Origin of the sequence: Mesobacillus maritimus (assembly GCF_023715205.1) — a bacterium.
Lineage (GTDB): Bacteria > Bacillota > Bacilli > Bacillales > Cytobacillaceae > Mesobacillus_B > Mesobacillus_B maritimus_C.
In genome coordinates this window covers 211402-226277 of the sequence record NZ_JAMBNR010000001.1, presented here as the reverse complement: position 1 = coordinate 226277, position 14876 = coordinate 211402, and the positions used below count along the sequence as shown (strand labels likewise).

General features: G+C 38.4%; 14 protein-coding genes, 2 pseudogenes and 1 other annotated feature. Of the genes and pseudogenes, 15 read left to right on the top strand and 1 reads right to left on the bottom strand.

Translation table 11 applies throughout. The features are described 5' to 3' along the window. Window positions 1-24: 24 nt before the first annotated feature. The 10 genes and pseudogenes from M3182_RS01120 to M3182_RS01075 all read left to right on the top strand — a co-directional run bounded on the left by M3182_RS01120 (window position 25) and on the right by M3182_RS01075 (window position 6990). Window positions 25-440: pseudogene (locus tag M3182_RS01120) on the top strand (AarF/UbiB family protein). Next, complete coding sequence (locus tag M3182_RS01115; RefSeq protein WP_251555831.1) at window positions 430-642, top strand: hypothetical protein; 213 nt, start codon at window positions 430-432, stop codon at window positions 640-642. The pseudogene M3182_RS01120 and the gene M3182_RS01115 overlap by 11 nt, the downstream one beginning before the upstream one ends. Before the next feature lie 139 nt (window positions 643-781). After that, window positions 782-1207, top strand: coding sequence for an EamA family transporter (locus M3182_RS01110; RefSeq protein WP_251429435.1), 426 nt, complete (start codon window positions 782-784; stop codon window positions 1205-1207). Window positions 1208-1223: 16 nt separating this feature from the next. After that, window positions 1224-2152: pseudogene (glsA, locus tag M3182_RS01105) on the top strand (glutaminase A). 141 nt (window positions 2153-2293) lie between these two features. Continuing rightward, window positions 2294-2635: a hypothetical protein gene (locus M3182_RS01100; protein ID WP_251555829.1), complete on the top strand. Its 342-nt coding sequence runs from the start codon at window positions 2294-2296 to the stop codon at window positions 2633-2635. A 116-nt stretch (window positions 2636-2751) separates the two neighbouring features. After that, on the top strand, window positions 2752-3057 hold the full coding sequence (locus tag M3182_RS01095) for an iron-sulfur cluster assembly accessory protein (protein WP_251555826.1): 306 nt from the start codon (window positions 2752-2754) through the stop codon (window positions 3055-3057). A gap of 126 nt (window positions 3058-3183) precedes the next feature. After that, the gene (locus M3182_RS01090) at window positions 3184-4713 is read left to right on the top strand and encodes a DEAD/DEAH box helicase (protein WP_251555825.1); all 1530 of its coding nucleotides are present in this window, start codon (window positions 3184-3186) and stop codon (window positions 4711-4713) included. Between the two features lie 2 nt (window positions 4714-4715). Continuing rightward, window positions 4716-5306 (top strand): branched-chain amino acid aminotransferase, encoded by a 591-nt coding sequence (locus M3182_RS01085; RefSeq protein WP_251555823.1) that lies wholly within the window; start codon window positions 4716-4718, stop codon window positions 5304-5306. Window positions 5307-5776: 470 nt separating this feature from the next. Beyond that, window positions 5777-6172, top strand: coding sequence for an acyl-CoA thioesterase (locus M3182_RS01080; protein ID WP_251429448.1), 396 nt, complete (start codon window positions 5777-5779; stop codon window positions 6170-6172). Between the two features lie 65 nt (window positions 6173-6237). Then, window positions 6238-6990, top strand: a complete 753-nt coding sequence (locus M3182_RS01075) for an SDR family NAD(P)-dependent oxidoreductase (protein ID WP_251429450.1) — start codon at window positions 6238-6240, stop codon at window positions 6988-6990. Between the two features lie 233 nt (window positions 6991-7223). Here the strand turns inward: M3182_RS01075 and M3182_RS01070 are convergent, their stop codons facing one another. Then, window positions 7224-8117, bottom strand: a complete 894-nt coding sequence (locus M3182_RS01070) for a UCP032817 domain-containing protein (protein WP_251555821.1) — start codon at window positions 8115-8117, stop codon at window positions 7224-7226. A 222-nt stretch (window positions 8118-8339) separates the two neighbouring features. Here M3182_RS01070 and hutP point away from each other — a divergent pair, with 222 nt between their 5' ends. The 5 genes from hutP (at window position 8340) to proB (ending at window position 14865) form a co-directional block, all read left to right on the top strand. Continuing rightward, the gene (gene hutP / locus M3182_RS01065) at window positions 8340-8777 is read left to right on the top strand and encodes a histidine utilization transcription antiterminator HutP (protein ID WP_251429454.1); all 438 of its coding nucleotides are present in this window, start codon (window positions 8340-8342) and stop codon (window positions 8775-8777) included. 97 nt (window positions 8778-8874) lie between these two features. Then, the gene (hutH, locus tag M3182_RS01060; protein WP_251429457.1) at window positions 8875-10398 is read left to right on the top strand and encodes a histidine ammonia-lyase; all 1524 of its coding nucleotides are present in this window, start codon (window positions 8875-8877) and stop codon (window positions 10396-10398) included. Between the two features lie 14 nt (window positions 10399-10412). Continuing rightward, a complete protein-coding gene (hutU, locus tag M3182_RS01055; RefSeq protein ID WP_251555820.1) occupies window positions 10413-12077 on the top strand; it encodes a urocanate hydratase in 1665 nt (554 codons plus the stop codon). Between the two features lie 82 nt (window positions 12078-12159). Continuing rightward, a complete protein-coding gene (gene hutI / locus M3182_RS01050; protein ID WP_251555818.1) occupies window positions 12160-13422 on the top strand; it encodes an imidazolonepropionase in 1263 nt (420 codons plus the stop codon). An 80-nt stretch (window positions 13423-13502) separates the two neighbouring features. Further along, window positions 13503-13718 (top strand) — a binding site (T-box leader). 58 nt (window positions 13719-13776) lie between these two features. Next, window positions 13777-14865: a glutamate 5-kinase gene (gene proB / locus M3182_RS01045; protein WP_251429465.1), complete on the top strand. Its 1089-nt coding sequence runs from the start codon at window positions 13777-13779 to the stop codon at window positions 14863-14865. Window positions 14866-14876 lie beyond the last annotated feature (11 nt).

The window sequence follows — 14876 nt, the reverse complement described above, 5'->3', positions numbered from 1 at the left end:
GTACTTCTTGAGAAACGATACAAATTGGCAGAAGAGTATCATTTATCAGAGGTCGTAAATGAATTATCTAAATCGTTCAAGAAAGAGCGAGATTATCTACAAGAAGCCCATAATTGCGAAAGTATTCAACTTCAATTCAACAATCATTCTTCCATCCAAGTGCCAACGGTTATTGGGAATATACAACATCTCGTATCTTAACAATGGATGCAATGACTGGGGTAAAAATAACAGATCCTGTTGTCTTAAACATGCCTAAGGAAATCAAATCAAAACTTGCCAATCTGCTAGTCGAATCATTTGTTCAACAAATTTTTATAGAGGGATTCTTTTATGCAGACCCTCATCCTGGAAATTTACGATATGACTGTGAAACAGAACAACTTGCACTTATTGATTTTGGTCCGGGTGGGTACATTAACGGCAATTATGAGATTTGACTTAACAACATTATTAATTGGGTTAATGAAAGAAGATACAGACATGATTGTTAAAGCTATCTACCGTTTGGCAGCTGTACCTGCCGAAACCTTTTCAGGAACTTTAGGCAATATGCCCGGTAAAATAGAGAAAATCGTCGATCAGTTATTGATTGGCGAAATTAAAGTTGGCATGAAGCATGTTTATACTGATTATATTTAGTATTTTTAGACTCGAGATTTAACGGTAAGAAGAACGAGGTCTTAATATGATCATCGTTCTTTTTTTGCATTTTTAGATGGTCATTTTGAAAGAATAATGGAGATGAAAAAATTTCGAATGAAAAAGGAGCGGTATCCGAATGTCTTGGCTTATCTTTGCAATTTTGTCAGCCGTTTTCGCAGCACTTGTCTCAATCTTTGGGAAAATCGGTTTGCAAGAAGTAGATTCAAATACAGCTACTCTCATTCGAGCAGTCATCATGGCAATTTTTTTATTTGGAGTGGTCTTATTCCAAGGGAATTTGGGAAAGATTCCAGAAGTGATGGAAGACCGCAAAGCATTATTGTTTATTGTATTAAGTGGAGTGGCAGGTGCAAGCTCGTGGGTCTTTTATTTTCTTGCATTGAAAATGGGCGAGGTCTCCAAAATTGCTCCAGTGGATAAACTCAGTGTCGTGGTAGCAGCTGTTTTAGCTGTGTTCTTCTTAGGTGAGAAAATCAGTCTACTTAATGGCTTTGGAATAGCTCTGATTACAGTTGGGGTAATATTAACAGCTCTAAGTTAATGTGGGGGGAATCATTGTGCCATGTAGATCAAGTGAAGAGTTAGATGGATTAGTAAGGGAAGCGAAAAAAGTAACAAAACATGGGAAAGTCGCTGATTACATACCTGCCTTGCAAAAAGGCAATCGAGATGATTTATCAGTTGCGATCTATCACGCAGATGGAACTTGTCTGTCCGCAGGGGACATTGAACAAAAAATCACCTTGCAAAGCATTTCAAAAGTTTTGTCGTTGGCTTTGGCACTAATGGATTGTGGGGAAGAATGTGTATTTAATAAGGTTGGATATGAACCGACAGGTGACCCTTTTAATTCAATTATAAAACTTGAAACAAACCATTCAAGGAAGCCGTTGAACCCGATGATCAATGCAGGAGCCTTGGCTGTTACCCATTTAATCAAGGGTGTCAATGTAGAGGAAAGGTTAGAACGACTCATTTCCTTTATTCGGGATTTAGCAGGGCATAATGTTATTACTTACTCACTCGAAGTTGCTCAATCTGAATTCGAAACAGCTTTTCTTAACCGATCCCTATTTACTATATGAAACAAGATGGAATTATTGATGAAGATGTTGAAGATCTATTAGATTTATACACAAAGCAATGTGCGATTGAAATGGATTGTTTAGATTTAGCGCGAATCGGACTTGTGTTTGCGATGAACGGTTTTGACCCAGTTAGAGAAAAACAAATTATTCCTGTTGAAGTAGCGCGATTGTGCAAAACCTTTATGGTAACATGTGGAATGTACAATGCATCCGGAGAATTTGCGATTCGAGTTGGGATACCAGCAAAAAGTGGTGTTTCTGGTGGGATAATGGGTGCAGTTCGAAACCGTTTTGGAATAGGAATATTTGGCCCAGCGTTAGACGAGAAAGGAAATAGTATAGGTGGAATAGAGTTTTTAGAAATGCTGTCAAAAAGATATGAGTTAAGCATTTTTTAAAAGTGGTCCCAATTTTATATTTGGGACCACTTTTCATTGTAATCGATAGGAGATTGTAATGTTATAGAAAAGGAATTGAAAAAAAGTTTTGTTATAGTAAAGTTAGGACAATTTGAATCTAATAATAGAAGGGGAAGAACTATGGAGCCGCATGTGCAGAAATCATTAGACGAATGGAAAGAGGAGATTACAGATTTATTGAGTGAGATTGATAAAGAATATGAACGGGTGAAGCAAGAACTTCAAATATATTCATATAAATTTAGCATAACTAAACAAGTGGTTCAATCTACGGTAAACGAAGAAATTATCCGCAACATCCGTGAGCTTTATCATCAACCTTTTGAACAAAAATTTAATCATTTAAAAGAGGTTATAAAGGATTTAGAAGAAAAGAAAAAAGTCTTTCAAATGTTTGTTGATAAAATCGAAAAAGTTAAAATGAAAGAAAGTGAAGAGACAAGAACAGTTCAAACGTACTAATGAAAACGATACATAGATAAATGGAAATTCGAATAGGAAATAAAACTAATTTGTACATATAATAATGGTTATGATAATGAAAGAGCGATGGATTGAAAGGAAAGAGGGATTGTTAGATGAAGTGCAAGATTAATCGGAATGCCGCGAAAGTGTTAAAGGAAATGTTAGTAACTGAAGAAGCAGAAGGAAAAATGATTCGTGTTGCGATTGATTATATGCATGGAGATCATGCCCATTATAAAATTGTTCTCGATACAGCAACTGAACATGATGAGATCGTACACACGGAAAAGGGAATTGACGTATTACTTGATTCGCGGGAAGAGTTTCTAGATGGTGTTTGGATTCAGTACTTCTATGTACCTCAAGAGGAGTTTATTATCACAAATCCATCTAAAAGTCCTCATGTACATAACCATTAAAGTGTAAAACAACGTGACTAGTCACGTTGTTTATTTTTTGTGAACATGAATATTTGCTTTTTTATAGATAAACACTCATTATTGATAAGGTTATAATTTTAAGTATACAGAAGGTAGGTCTAATGATTGACTGATTTTAACTTATTAAAAATATCAGGGCTTTTCGTAAGCAAATTGCGCGAAAATGGGATTGTACAAGCCACTCCAATACAGGAACGGGCGATTCCTATTATAAGTGAAGGAAAAGATTTGATTGCCCAAGCCCAAACAGGTACTGGGAAAACTTTAGCATTTGTTTTACCTATATTAGAAAAAATAAAAAATGAAAACTCGACATCTATTCAAGCACTAATTGTTACTCCAACTCGAGAATTAGCCTTGCAGATTACTGAGGAAATAAATAAACTGATAAATGATATTGAGGGTTTAGAAGTATTAGCTGTTTATGGTGGTCAGGATGTTGAAAAACAATTAAGGAAGTTAGACAAGGGCGTTCAAATTGTAGTTGGTACCCCGGGTCGACTACTAGATCACATTGGTAGAGAAACGATTGATTTGGGGAATTTATCCTTCCTAGTGTTAGATGAAGCTGACCAAATGCTTCATATCGGTTTCCTTGATGAAGTAGAAAAGATAATTAATCAAACCCCGATTACTAGACGGACGATGTTGTTCTCAGCGACAATGCCACCAGAAATTCGAAAATTAGCACGGAAACACTTGCAAGACCCAGTGTATGTTCAAATTGAAAAAACGCAAAGGCCAGCAGAAAATGTACAACAAATCGCACTATATACGACCGATCGTGCGAAGCAAGCGACATTGATTGAGCTTATTCAAACACACCGACCATTTTTAGCAGTTATTTTCTGTCGAACAAAGCGGAGAGTAAGTAAACTTTATGATGCCCTTAGTACAGATGGGTTTTCTTGTGATGAACTTCATGGCGATCTTTCACAGGGAAAACGAGAAAAGGTAATGAAACGGTTCCGAGATGCAGACATTCAACTACTCGTGGCCACAGACGTTGCAGCTCGAGGACTGGATGTTGAAGGTGTTACGCATGTGTTTAACTATGATATCCCTTTGGATGCTGAAAGTTATGTTCATCGAATTGGTCGTACTGGACGTGCGGGAATGAAAGGCTTGGCGATCACACTTTATTCAGCAAAAGACCGTTCGTTACTTGATGAAATAGAATCGGTATTGAATATTAATATTGAAAAGAAAAATATTCAAAATACTGACGTTGAAGAAAAGGCTCCCAATAAAACTCGGTATACAAAAAAGGGCCAAACTGATAAAAATAAGAGGCAAAAGCATCCGGGAAAAACTTCTAGAATGATAAACAGCAACAGAGAAAAAGAAACAAATGATTCACGAGGGACTGAAAGTCAGAAAGCCAGAATTGGACGAAAAAATAGACTGGAAGAAGAGGAAGGTCCTAAACTTCGGAATCGAAAAAACACGAACCCCATCCGGAAAGATAAGCAAATGATGGACAGTGAAAGCAGCCGAAATCGGGGGCCTCGCACAGAGCGGTCGCCAAGAAAAAATAAAAATCAGAAAGAATCTGTCTCCCAACAAGGAGGAACAGGGAAACGTGATGGGCGAAAGAAAGTTCAGAATCGCCCTAAACGAAAAGGAAGGAAGTAAGAATGATGGAGAAACTTAAAAAATGGTTAAATGCTACCATCGAAGCTGATGGAAATCAAGTTCTAGAACTTTATCCAGAAGAAAAACAGTTTGTAGAAAAAAACAATCTTTTCACTGACGAAATTAAGCTGATTGAAAAAGATACAAATGAACGTTTTTCAGAAGCCTATATTGAACGTAGTGATAAAGAAACAGAAGAATTTTTAAATGAAGAAACAAGCGAATTTTTAAATCAACCAATTGAGTATTTTAAAAAACATCAAAATGAATTTATGTATCTTGAATCAAAATGGTTTGATTTCATTAATGTCGATGCTGTTTCGTTTGAAGTGGATGATGTTTTTGGTACATATAATATCCTATTAGGATTGAAGCTACAAAAAAAGCATGCTACCCTCATTAAGGCCTATTTCGAAGAAAAAATGACAGGAGATAATAAACGAGTCGACTTAATGTTTGACTCTAATGAGGGGATTTGGAATGTGAATTTCGCTCTAAACCATGTCGATGGTTTTAATGAATCGATGACCATTGCCGAGGCTTATCAATTAACATATAGGTTTTTATTCCATCTTGTTGAAAGGATCGGATAGTTTGTTTTTTAGTGGGTGTCCCAAGGGACACTCTTTTTTGCTTTCAGCAAACTTTTATATGTTGGACGTGGATTACCACTCCAGGTGCTTGCTTTCCGAGGGGCGGACTGGATAGCCTCCATCTGCCTTCGCTTTTTGCGAGTATTCACCTAAACTGCTGATCACGCAAGAGTCAAGCCTTTCCGCATCAATCAGGTTTCTTTTAAATTGTGGAAGGGAGATTCCCCTATCTCAGACGGATTCAACAAAAAAACATCTAGATTGAGGAAAAAAGAGGCGCCACTCTGGCTAAATATATTTGAAATTTTTCAGTCACCCTCTAATATTGTTATACAAATTCTTTTTATCAGAGTGAGTTTTTGTTTGCTGTAACCCTACAGTGTTTATGAATATTGTCAAAGGGAAAGGAAATTTGGACAATTTGCCGAATAATACAATAAAAATATCAAAAGTTTACCGGAGGGATGACATTGTTTGAGAAAGTAATTGATCCACGTATGTCCGAAACAGATCGTGCTGGTCATATAAATAATACGGTAATTCCTGTCTGGTTTGAGTCAGGGAGGGACGAGATTTTCAAACTATTTACACCTGACTTGAGTTTGGATGACTGGAAAATGGTGATCATTAATTTCAATGTTGATTTTGTAAACCAGCTTTATTACGGTAAACAAGTGACGGTTAAAACATGGATTAAAGACATTGGAAATACTAGTCTTAAAATCTATGAAGAAATTCATCAAGGTGGATACATTTGTGCAAGAGGTTCAGCAATTTATGTTAATTACAATTTCAAGGAAGGAAAAACAGAAAGGATTCCAGATGAGATCCGTAAGAAATTAGCAGAACATTTGTATTCAGAATAAATTGAAAATTTTATAAATTAACGTTATAATGAACACTAAATTGTCGATATTATGGAGGGAATGGAATGAGATTACAAGGAAAAGTAGCAATTGTAACTGGTGGCGGTGGTGGGATTGGACGAGCGACTGCTTGTCTATTTGCAGAAGAAGGTGCGAAGGTTGTGGTTTCTGACATCAACAAAGATAGCGCGAACGAAACCGTCCGGTTAATTAATGATGCTGGTGGGGATTCCATATGCGTTCCTGCTGATATGGTGAGTCCAGATGAAGTAGAGCAATTAATTTCGAAAACAGTTGATACATATGGTGGTATTGATATCCTATTTAATAACGCCGGTGTAGGTGGTGAAGAAGTGAAACTAGCTGATATGCCGATTGAGGAATGGGACCGGGTTGTTGATATTAACTTGAAAGGCGTATTTCTTGGGATGAAGTTCGTTATCCCTAAAATGGAAGAGCGTGGTGGTGGTTCGATTATCAATACATCTAGTTTATTAGGTTTCAAGGGAAAAAAATATGTTGGACCATATAATGCGTCTAAAGGTGGCGTTGTTTTAGTTACCAAAAATGCCGCCTTGGAGTATGGTAATAAAAACATTCGTGTGAATGCGGTAGCACCGGGAGTGATCGATACGGATATTATCCAAGGGTGGAAAGACGATGAGCGCAAGTGGCCAATTATTGCATCTGCAAATGCACTTCGAAGAGTTGGTCAACCTGAAGAAGTAGCAAAGGCTGTTCTTTTCCTCGCTTCTGATGATGCATCTTACGTTACCGGTTCAACGATTCATGTTGATGGCGGTGGATTGACCTTCTAATACTGAAAATAGAAACATACTGGTTTACCTATCACTCTCGTTGTATCCAACTAACGAGAGTGATAGGCAATTTGCTAGTGTGTTGTTAAATTGGCTCTTGTCTCTAACTTTGTGCTTTTCAACAAATGATACGTCTGAATATGCTAGGTTATTCAACAAATAGATACATTCTATGAGAAAACAGCCTTTTAATTAAAATATTTTAATGTTTCTTTTTTGGAAAATCTAAGACTCTAAGATGAAGAACAAGAGCTACAAGAAGAACAACTAGACCCAGAATCATGGTTATCAGAATGAGTAGAACTATCTGATGTATTCCCATGGGAATCTTGACCGAAAACTTCGTTAAACTCTTTATCGCTTTCCCCAGCGTCGATATAGGCGAAATAAGCAGGTCCAGCGTCGTTTGTTTCGTTGTATTTGTCTTTCCAGCGCTTTACATTTGCTTCATTTATCTCAATAAACCTTTTGTGGAACTTGATGAAGGTTTCTTCTGCCTCAAGACTGGTTTGTGTCCTCATATACTTCTCTTTAAGACTGCTAATGGACAATGTTTCAAAATCATCCAGAAATTGCTTACCTTTGTCTTCTTTAAAGAATTTCCCCCATATCCTCAGTGACACTTTATCCACTGTAAACAACTGAACATAACAAAAGTCAAGGAAAGTTCTTTCTGTCGGTTTAAAAGTAGGTTGGCTATGGGAGATATGCTGAATCTTTGATCCGATATATTCTTGACAAAAACGTTCATAGTTTTTTTCATCCTTTAACATTAGATGCCATAATTCGTCTACTTTAGAATGAAACATCTCTACTTTCTTAAAGATCGCCACAAGGATAAAATATCTTTTTAATTCACGCCAATATTCATTTACTTGTTTTTGTGACATACGGGGATATTGAATACGAAACTCAAGGTTCAATTGTGCTGTGTCAAAGGTCTGCAAAGCATTGTCCAGTGAATATGCTAGCCGTTCACTCACCACATCAAAAAAATCAATGTTTTGCATATCTCCTTTAGAGATCTGATATTCACGTTTAAACCGTTCTAACTTTGCTTTTTCTGATTCTCTAGTGAACAAGAAAATAAATAAACCAATAAATAATGCACCGATAATATAGATCACTAGCATTCTCCTTTCCGTTCGTTATTTAAGTAATTGTACCATTTTCATTAGGGATATGTTGGAAAATAAATATAGCGAACATCGGTACTTTCCTTTAATCTGCTACTCTATTGCTTTGTTAGTATACTAAAATTTTCCAAATTCATTGACATGTTCACAGTGGGACGAATAAAATATTAGTAGTTATTAGTGAATAGAAAAAATTCAGAAATAGAGGTTGTTATGAATCAAAAACCAGAGATTGGCAAAATTGCAATTTTACTTGCTTCCTTGTCACAAGAAGAATTAAATTTGTTAAGTCCCTCATTTGAACATGTACGATATTGCCAAGGGAAAGTAGGCAGTATGAATATGCAAAAAGTGATTGCGGCGGTGGAAACAGCAGCTAAACGGAATGAACTAATTGAAGACCAAGTATATCGCGAAACTCATGCACTTTATCATGCCATTTTAGAAGGAATAGATGGTGTTACAAGAGGTAAGCCTGCAATCGGAGAAATGAGCCGTACAGTTGGTCTTCGTTTTTCAATTGTTAGAGGAAAACCTTATCAAGATGAGCGTGAAGGGGAGTGGATTGCTGTTGCTTTTTATGGAACGATTGGAGCACCTGTGAAAGGTGCGGAGCATGAAGCAATCGGATTAGGGATCAATCATATCTAAAGACATTGCCTAGAGTCTAATAGTTAATAGGAGGCGATGATGGTATTTCTATGCCATTGTCGCCTTTTTTTATTGTACTAAAAGGAGGTTGGTTAAAATGATCGAACTTAATGGAAATTCGTTAACCATAGATCAAGTCAAACAGGTTTGTTATGAAAGAGTAATCGTATCTGTTTCAAAAGAGAGCTTAGAAAAAGTAAAAGCTAGTAGAGAAGCTGTTGAAAGTATAGTTGCTGAAAAAAAAACCGTTTATGGAATTAACACTGGATTTGGTAAATTCAGTGACGTCGTAATAGAGGAAGACGATGTCAATCAACTTCAAGTTAACCTTATTCGTTCCCATGCTTGTGGGGTAGGCGAGCCTTTTCCAGAAGTGGTGTCAAGGGCAATGGTTCTACTTCGCTTGAATGCTTTATTAAAAGGATACTCCGGAGTTCGTCCGATTATCATTGAACGGTTGTTGATCTTACTGAATTTGCAAATTCATCCCGTCATTCCCCAACAAGGCTCTTTAGGAGCGTCAGGGGATTTAGCTCCACTTTCTCATCTAGCTCTTGTGTTAATGGGAGAAGGAAAGGTTTATTATGCTGGGAAGGCTTTGCCAACGAAAGAAGCTTACGAAGTGGAAGGACTAGAGGGTATCGACCTACAAGCTAAGGAAGGTCTTGCATTAATCAATGGAACACAAGCGATGACAGCGGTGGGGGCGATAAGTTGGCTAGAGTCGAAAGAATTAGCCTTACAAAGTGAATTAATTGCAGCATTAACGTTTCAAGGATTAGAAGGTATAGTGGATGCATTTCACCCTTCGATCCATCAAGCCCGAGGTTACTCTCAACAGATCCAAGTCGCAGAGAGGTTTCGACAGTTATTGTCGGGTAGTCAATTGGTGACAAAGCAAGGTGAAAAACGCGTTCAAGATGCTTATTCATTAAGATGTATCCCCCAAGTACACGGAGCTACGTGGCAAGCGCTGGATTATGTCAGAGAAAAATTAGAAATTGAGTTTAATGCAGCAACCGATAATCCCTTGATATTTGATAATGGGAAAACCGTAATTTCAGGTGGGAACTTCCACGGACAGCCAATTGCGATTGCAATGGATTTTATGAAAATAGCAGTTGCTGAATTAGCAAATATTTCAGAAAGACGTGTTGAGCGACTAGTGAACCCGCAATTAAATGATTTACCACCGTTCTTAAGTACGCAGCCTGGTCTTCAGTCAGGAGCAATGATTATGCAATATGTAGCTGCATCACTTGTTTCGGAAAATAAGATTCTTGCTCATCCGGCTAGTGTGGATTCAATCCCATCCTCAGCAAATCAAGAAGATCATGTAAGTATGGGAACAATTGCTGCCCGGCATGCCTATAGCATTATTCAAAATGTCCGGCGGGTGCTAGCAATCGAATGCATCTGTGCCCTCCAAGCAGTACAGTACCGAGGCATCGATAAGCTCGCTCCTGCAACAAGGAAATTTTACCATCAAGCTAGATCTATCGTTTCTTCAATTACAGAAGATCGCATATTTTCACAAGACATTGAAAAGTTAACAGCTTGGCTTAAAAATAATGACCTTATTGAGATAACAAAAATGGAACTTAACCACGTAAAAGAATGAGAGGAGAATGAGGAATGAAAAAAGAGAATGATGTTCGTGTAATCAAAGCGAATCAAGGATTAAACTTGGTATGTAAAGGCTGGGAACAAGAGGCAGCCTTAAGGATGTTATGCAACAATTTAGACCCTGAAGTAGCAGAAAAACCGAGTGAACTCGTCGTATACGGTGGAATCGGAAAAGCGGCAAGGAATTGGGAGGCATTTGATGCAATCGTTCGGACATTAAAGCGACTTGAAAATGATGAAACTTTATTAATTCAATCAGGAAAACCTGTTGCTGTATTTAAAACACATAAGTCAGCCCCCAGAGTTTTATTATCCAATTCCGTGTTGGTTCCTAAATGGGCAAATTGGGACCATTTTCATGAGTTAGATCAAAAAGGGTTGATGATGTATGGTCAAATGACAGCAGGTAGCTGGATTTATATTGGGACACAAGGAATTCTGCAAGGGACATACGAAACCTTCGCTGAGGTTGCTCGCCAGCACTTTGGTGGCAGCCTAAAAGGAACCATTACATTAACGGCGGGCCTTGGTGGAATGGGGGGAGCGCAGCCGCTGGCGGTTACGATGAATGGTGGTGTTTGTTTGGCTGTAGAGGTCGATCCAGACAGAATTAGTAAACGATTGGATACTCGTTATTGTGATAAAATAACCACTTCAATCGACGAAGCAATCACATGGGCCATTGAAGCAAAAGCAGCTGAAAAAGCTTTGTCCATCGGACTTGTCGGAAACGCTGCTGAAATTCATCATCAGCTATTAAAAAGAAGGTTCCCAGTTGATATTGTCACCGATCAAACCTCTGCACATGATCCGTTAAATGGCTATGTTCCTGAAGGTCTGTCATTAACCAACGCGACAAAGTTTCGAGTTGAAAATCTTGAAGAATATGTAAAACGCTCAAAACAATCAATGGCGAAACATGTTTTGGCAATGCTTGAGTTCAAGCATCGAGGTGCCGTTGTATTTGATTATGGAAATAATATTCGCCAAGTTGCGAAAGATGAAGGAATAGACAAGGCGTTTGATTTTCCAGGGTTTGTACCAGCGTACATTCGTCCGTTATTTTGCGAAGGAAAAGGTCCGTTTCGTTGGGCAGCATTATCTGGTGACCCCGAAGATATTTATCGAACAGACCAATTAATTAAAGAATTGTTTCCTAACAATAAACATTTGCTGCAATGGATCGAAATGGCTCAAGAGAAAGTTGATTTTCAAGGGTTACCAGCGAGAATTTGCTGGCTCGGTTACGGTGAAAGGCTCAAAATGGGTCTTGCCATCAATGAACTTGTTCGAAAGGGAGAATTAAAAGCTCCAATTGTTATTGGCAGGGACCATCTTGACTGTGGGTCTGTCGCTTCACCAAACCGAGAGACGGAAGCGATGAAAGATGGTAGTGATGCGGTGGGAGATTGGGCGATTTTAAATACTTTAGTCAATGTAGCAGCAGGCGGTTCGTGGATTTCAGTCCATCACGGAGGTGGGGTCGGAATGGGGTATTCCCTTCATGCCGGAATGGTAGTTGTGGCTGATGGTACTGACTTGGCAAAAGAACGTCTAACACGTGTGTTAACCACCGACCCCGGTATGGGGATTGTGCGTCATGCAGATGCAGGTTATGAGCAGGCAATTGCTGTCGCAAAGGAAAAGGGCGTTGATATTCCATTGTTAGACTAATTGATTTCATTAAAAAGAATCGGAAAAACAAGTTGGTTTTATGCACATAACCATAATTTTTGAGCATTAGGGAGTGAACTAGATGAACGTAGATTTATTAATTTATAATATTGGACAGTTAATCCTACCACGATTCTGCTCAACACCTTTAAAAGGAGATCAACTGGGGCAGTTATTGATAAAAGAAAATGCGGCTTTCGCAGTTAAGGATGGGTTGATTTCGTGGTTAGGAAATTCCGATGAGATTCATAACTTTATCGCTATTAAAAAAATCGATGCAAAGAAAAAAGTAGTCTCTCCAGGTTTAGTTGACCCTCATACCCATCTCGTATATGGAGGGTCACGGGAACAAGAGTTAGCGTTAAAACAAGCTGGCGTGCCCTATTTAGAAATCTTAGCGAACGGTGGAGGGATTCTTTCCACTGTTGAAGCGACAAGAAACACACCAGAAGGTAAGCTGATTGAGAAAGCGCGGAAACATTTGGAAACGATGATATCGTTTGGGGTAACCACTCTTGAAGCAAAAAGCGGTTATGGTTTAGACCGAGATACGGAATTAAAACAGTTAAGGGTCGTCAAGAAACTGAACGAATTATATCCAATCTCAATCGTTTCCACCTTTTTGGGTCCGCACGCAATTCCACTCACCTATCGCGGAAAAGAAGAGAGATTTCTGCAGAAAATGACGAGTTTACTAGATGATATCAATACCGAGAAACTAGCTGAATATGTTGATATCTTTTGTGAGACTGGTGTCTTTACTATTGAACAATCACATAAATTTTTACTAGAAGCAAAAAGGAAAGGGTTTGGATTAAAGATACACGCAGATGAAATTGATCCTCTAGGAGGGGCCGAATTAGCTGCCAATTTAGGGGCAACAAGTGCGGATCATTTAGTGGCAATTTCTGATGAAGGAATCAAACGTTTGAGTGATACCAATACGGTTGCTGTTTTACTTCCAGGAACAACCTTTTATCTTGGGAAAGATCAATATGCCCCAGCACGAAAAATGATTGAAGCGGGAGCAGCAGTAGCCTTAGCAACCGATTTTAACCCTGGTAGTTGTGTAACCGAAAATATGCAACTAATTATGTCATTAGCAGCATTAAAATTAAAAATGTCACCTGAAGAAATTTGGAATGCGGTGACAATTAATAGTGCATGGGCAATTGGCCAAGAAGCAGAATCAGGAGTTTTGGATGTTGGGAGGAAAGCAGATTTTGTTATATGGAACATTCCAAACTATCAATATTTACCGTATCATTTCGGCGTAAATCACGCAGCAAGTGTTTATTGTGGCGGAAAGTTAATTTGGAACGAGAGCAGAATCCTGTCAGATTAATGATCAAAATCAGATATTATAAAAATGCAGCTTTTCCTATCTTGACTTTTTATTAAAGCCGTCTTAATATTTATTCAAATAGTTGAACGTTAACGAAGGACTAGTACGCGAGTCCTTATGTGCAAGAGAGCGGGATTAGTAGCTGGAATATCCTGTCACATTAAGTCGCGGAACCTACCTTTTGAGTCCCATGCCTAATACATGGGCGTTATTCCTGGCGTTATCAGGCAAAGCGGGATGTAACTTTACATCCAATAGAGGTGGTACCGCGGAAGATAAGCCCTTTCGTCCTTTCATATAAAGGATGAATTTGGGCTTTTTTTTATGTAGTCATTTGTAAGGGAGCATTTAACCATGGAAAAAAAACGCATAGTTGTAAAAATTGGTAGTAGTTCATTAACAAATGAAAAAGGGGAAATTGATCAAGCGAAGTTACGTGACCATGTAGAAGCTGTCGCAGCGCTAAGAAATGAAGGACATGAAGTCCTAATGGTCTCATCGGGTGCAGTTGCTGCCGGGTTTACTTCATTAGGCTATCCTACACGACCTGTGACTCTGAAAGGAAAACAGGCGGCGGCTGCGGTTGGACAGAGTCTACTTATTCAATCTTATATAGAGCAGTTTTCTCTCCACAACATTGTTCCGGCCCAAATTCTTCTAACACGTACCGACTTTTCTAATCGTGAACGTTATCAAAATGCTTATTTTACATTGTTGGAACTACTCGAACGAAAATTATTACCGATTATCAATGAAAACGATACTGTTTCTGTTGAGGAATTGACGTTTGGAGACAATGATATGCTTTCTGCTTTAGTTAGTGGACTTATTCATGCTGACCAATTAATTATTCTTACAGATATTAATGGGCTCTATGATTCTGATCCGCGCAATAATCCTGAAGCAAAACGTCTCGATTACCTCGATGAAATTACGGATGAAATGGTAGGTTACGCAGAAGGTTCAGGCTCAAAAGTAGGAACCGGTGGGATGAAGTCAAAGCTAATGGCAGCAAAAACCGCACTTTCTCTAGGGGTTCCTGTCTTTATCGGACAAGGAAAAGGAGAGGCAAAACTCGTCGAGATCATCAAGGGAAATGGTGATGGTACTTATATTCAAAATCCGCAAGTTTCCTCTATCAATACAAGAAGACAATGGATTGCTTTACATTCAGAAGTTTCAGGAGCTATTTTTGTTGATCAGGGGGCAGAGGAAGCGATTTTACATAAGGGGAAAAGCTTACTTCCAGCTGGTGTTACAAGAATATGGGGCACGTTCCGTTCTGGTGATGTTGTTGAAGTTTTTGGACCGAATGGTGGTTTATTAGGAAAAGGTGAAATCGCTTATTCTGCAGATGAGCTTAAAGATGTGGTTGGAAGAAGTAGTGCAGCAAATACACCCTTGATGGAAGTAATACATCGAAATCATTGGGTGAAAGTATAGGAGGATTTATT

Excerpts from the sequence above, each read along its gene's own strand:
- M3182_RS01115 (WP_251555831.1), top strand. The coding sequence starts at position 430 with ATGAGATTTGACTTAACAACATTATTAATTGGGTTAATGAAAGAAGAT.
- M3182_RS01110 (WP_251429435.1), top strand. The coding sequence starts at position 782 with ATGTCTTGGCTTATCTTTGCAATTTTGTCAGCCGTTTTCGCAGCACTT.
- M3182_RS01100 (WP_251555829.1), top strand. The coding sequence starts at position 2,294 with ATGGAGCCGCATGTGCAGAAATCATTAGACGAATGGAAAGAGGAGATT.
- M3182_RS01095 (WP_251555826.1), top strand. The coding sequence starts at position 2,752 with ATGAAGTGCAAGATTAATCGGAATGCCGCGAAAGTGTTAAAGGAAATG.
- M3182_RS01085 (WP_251555823.1), top strand. The coding sequence starts at position 4,716 with ATGATGGAGAAACTTAAAAAATGGTTAAATGCTACCATCGAAGCTGAT.
- M3182_RS01075 (WP_251429450.1), top strand. The coding sequence starts at position 6,238 with ATGAGATTACAAGGAAAAGTAGCAATTGTAACTGGTGGCGGTGGTGGG.
- hutP (WP_251429454.1), top strand. The coding sequence starts at position 8,340 with ATGAATCAAAAACCAGAGATTGGCAAAATTGCAATTTTACTTGCTTCC.
- hutH (WP_251429457.1), top strand. The coding sequence starts at position 8,875 with ATGATCGAACTTAATGGAAATTCGTTAACCATAGATCAAGTCAAACAG.
- hutU (WP_251555820.1), top strand. The coding sequence starts at position 10,413 with ATGAAAAAAGAGAATGATGTTCGTGTAATCAAAGCGAATCAAGGATTA.
- hutI (WP_251555818.1), top strand. The coding sequence starts at position 12,160 with ATGAACGTAGATTTATTAATTTATAATATTGGACAGTTAATCCTACCA.
- proB (WP_251429465.1), top strand. The coding sequence starts at position 13,777 with ATGGAAAAAAAACGCATAGTTGTAAAAATTGGTAGTAGTTCATTAACA.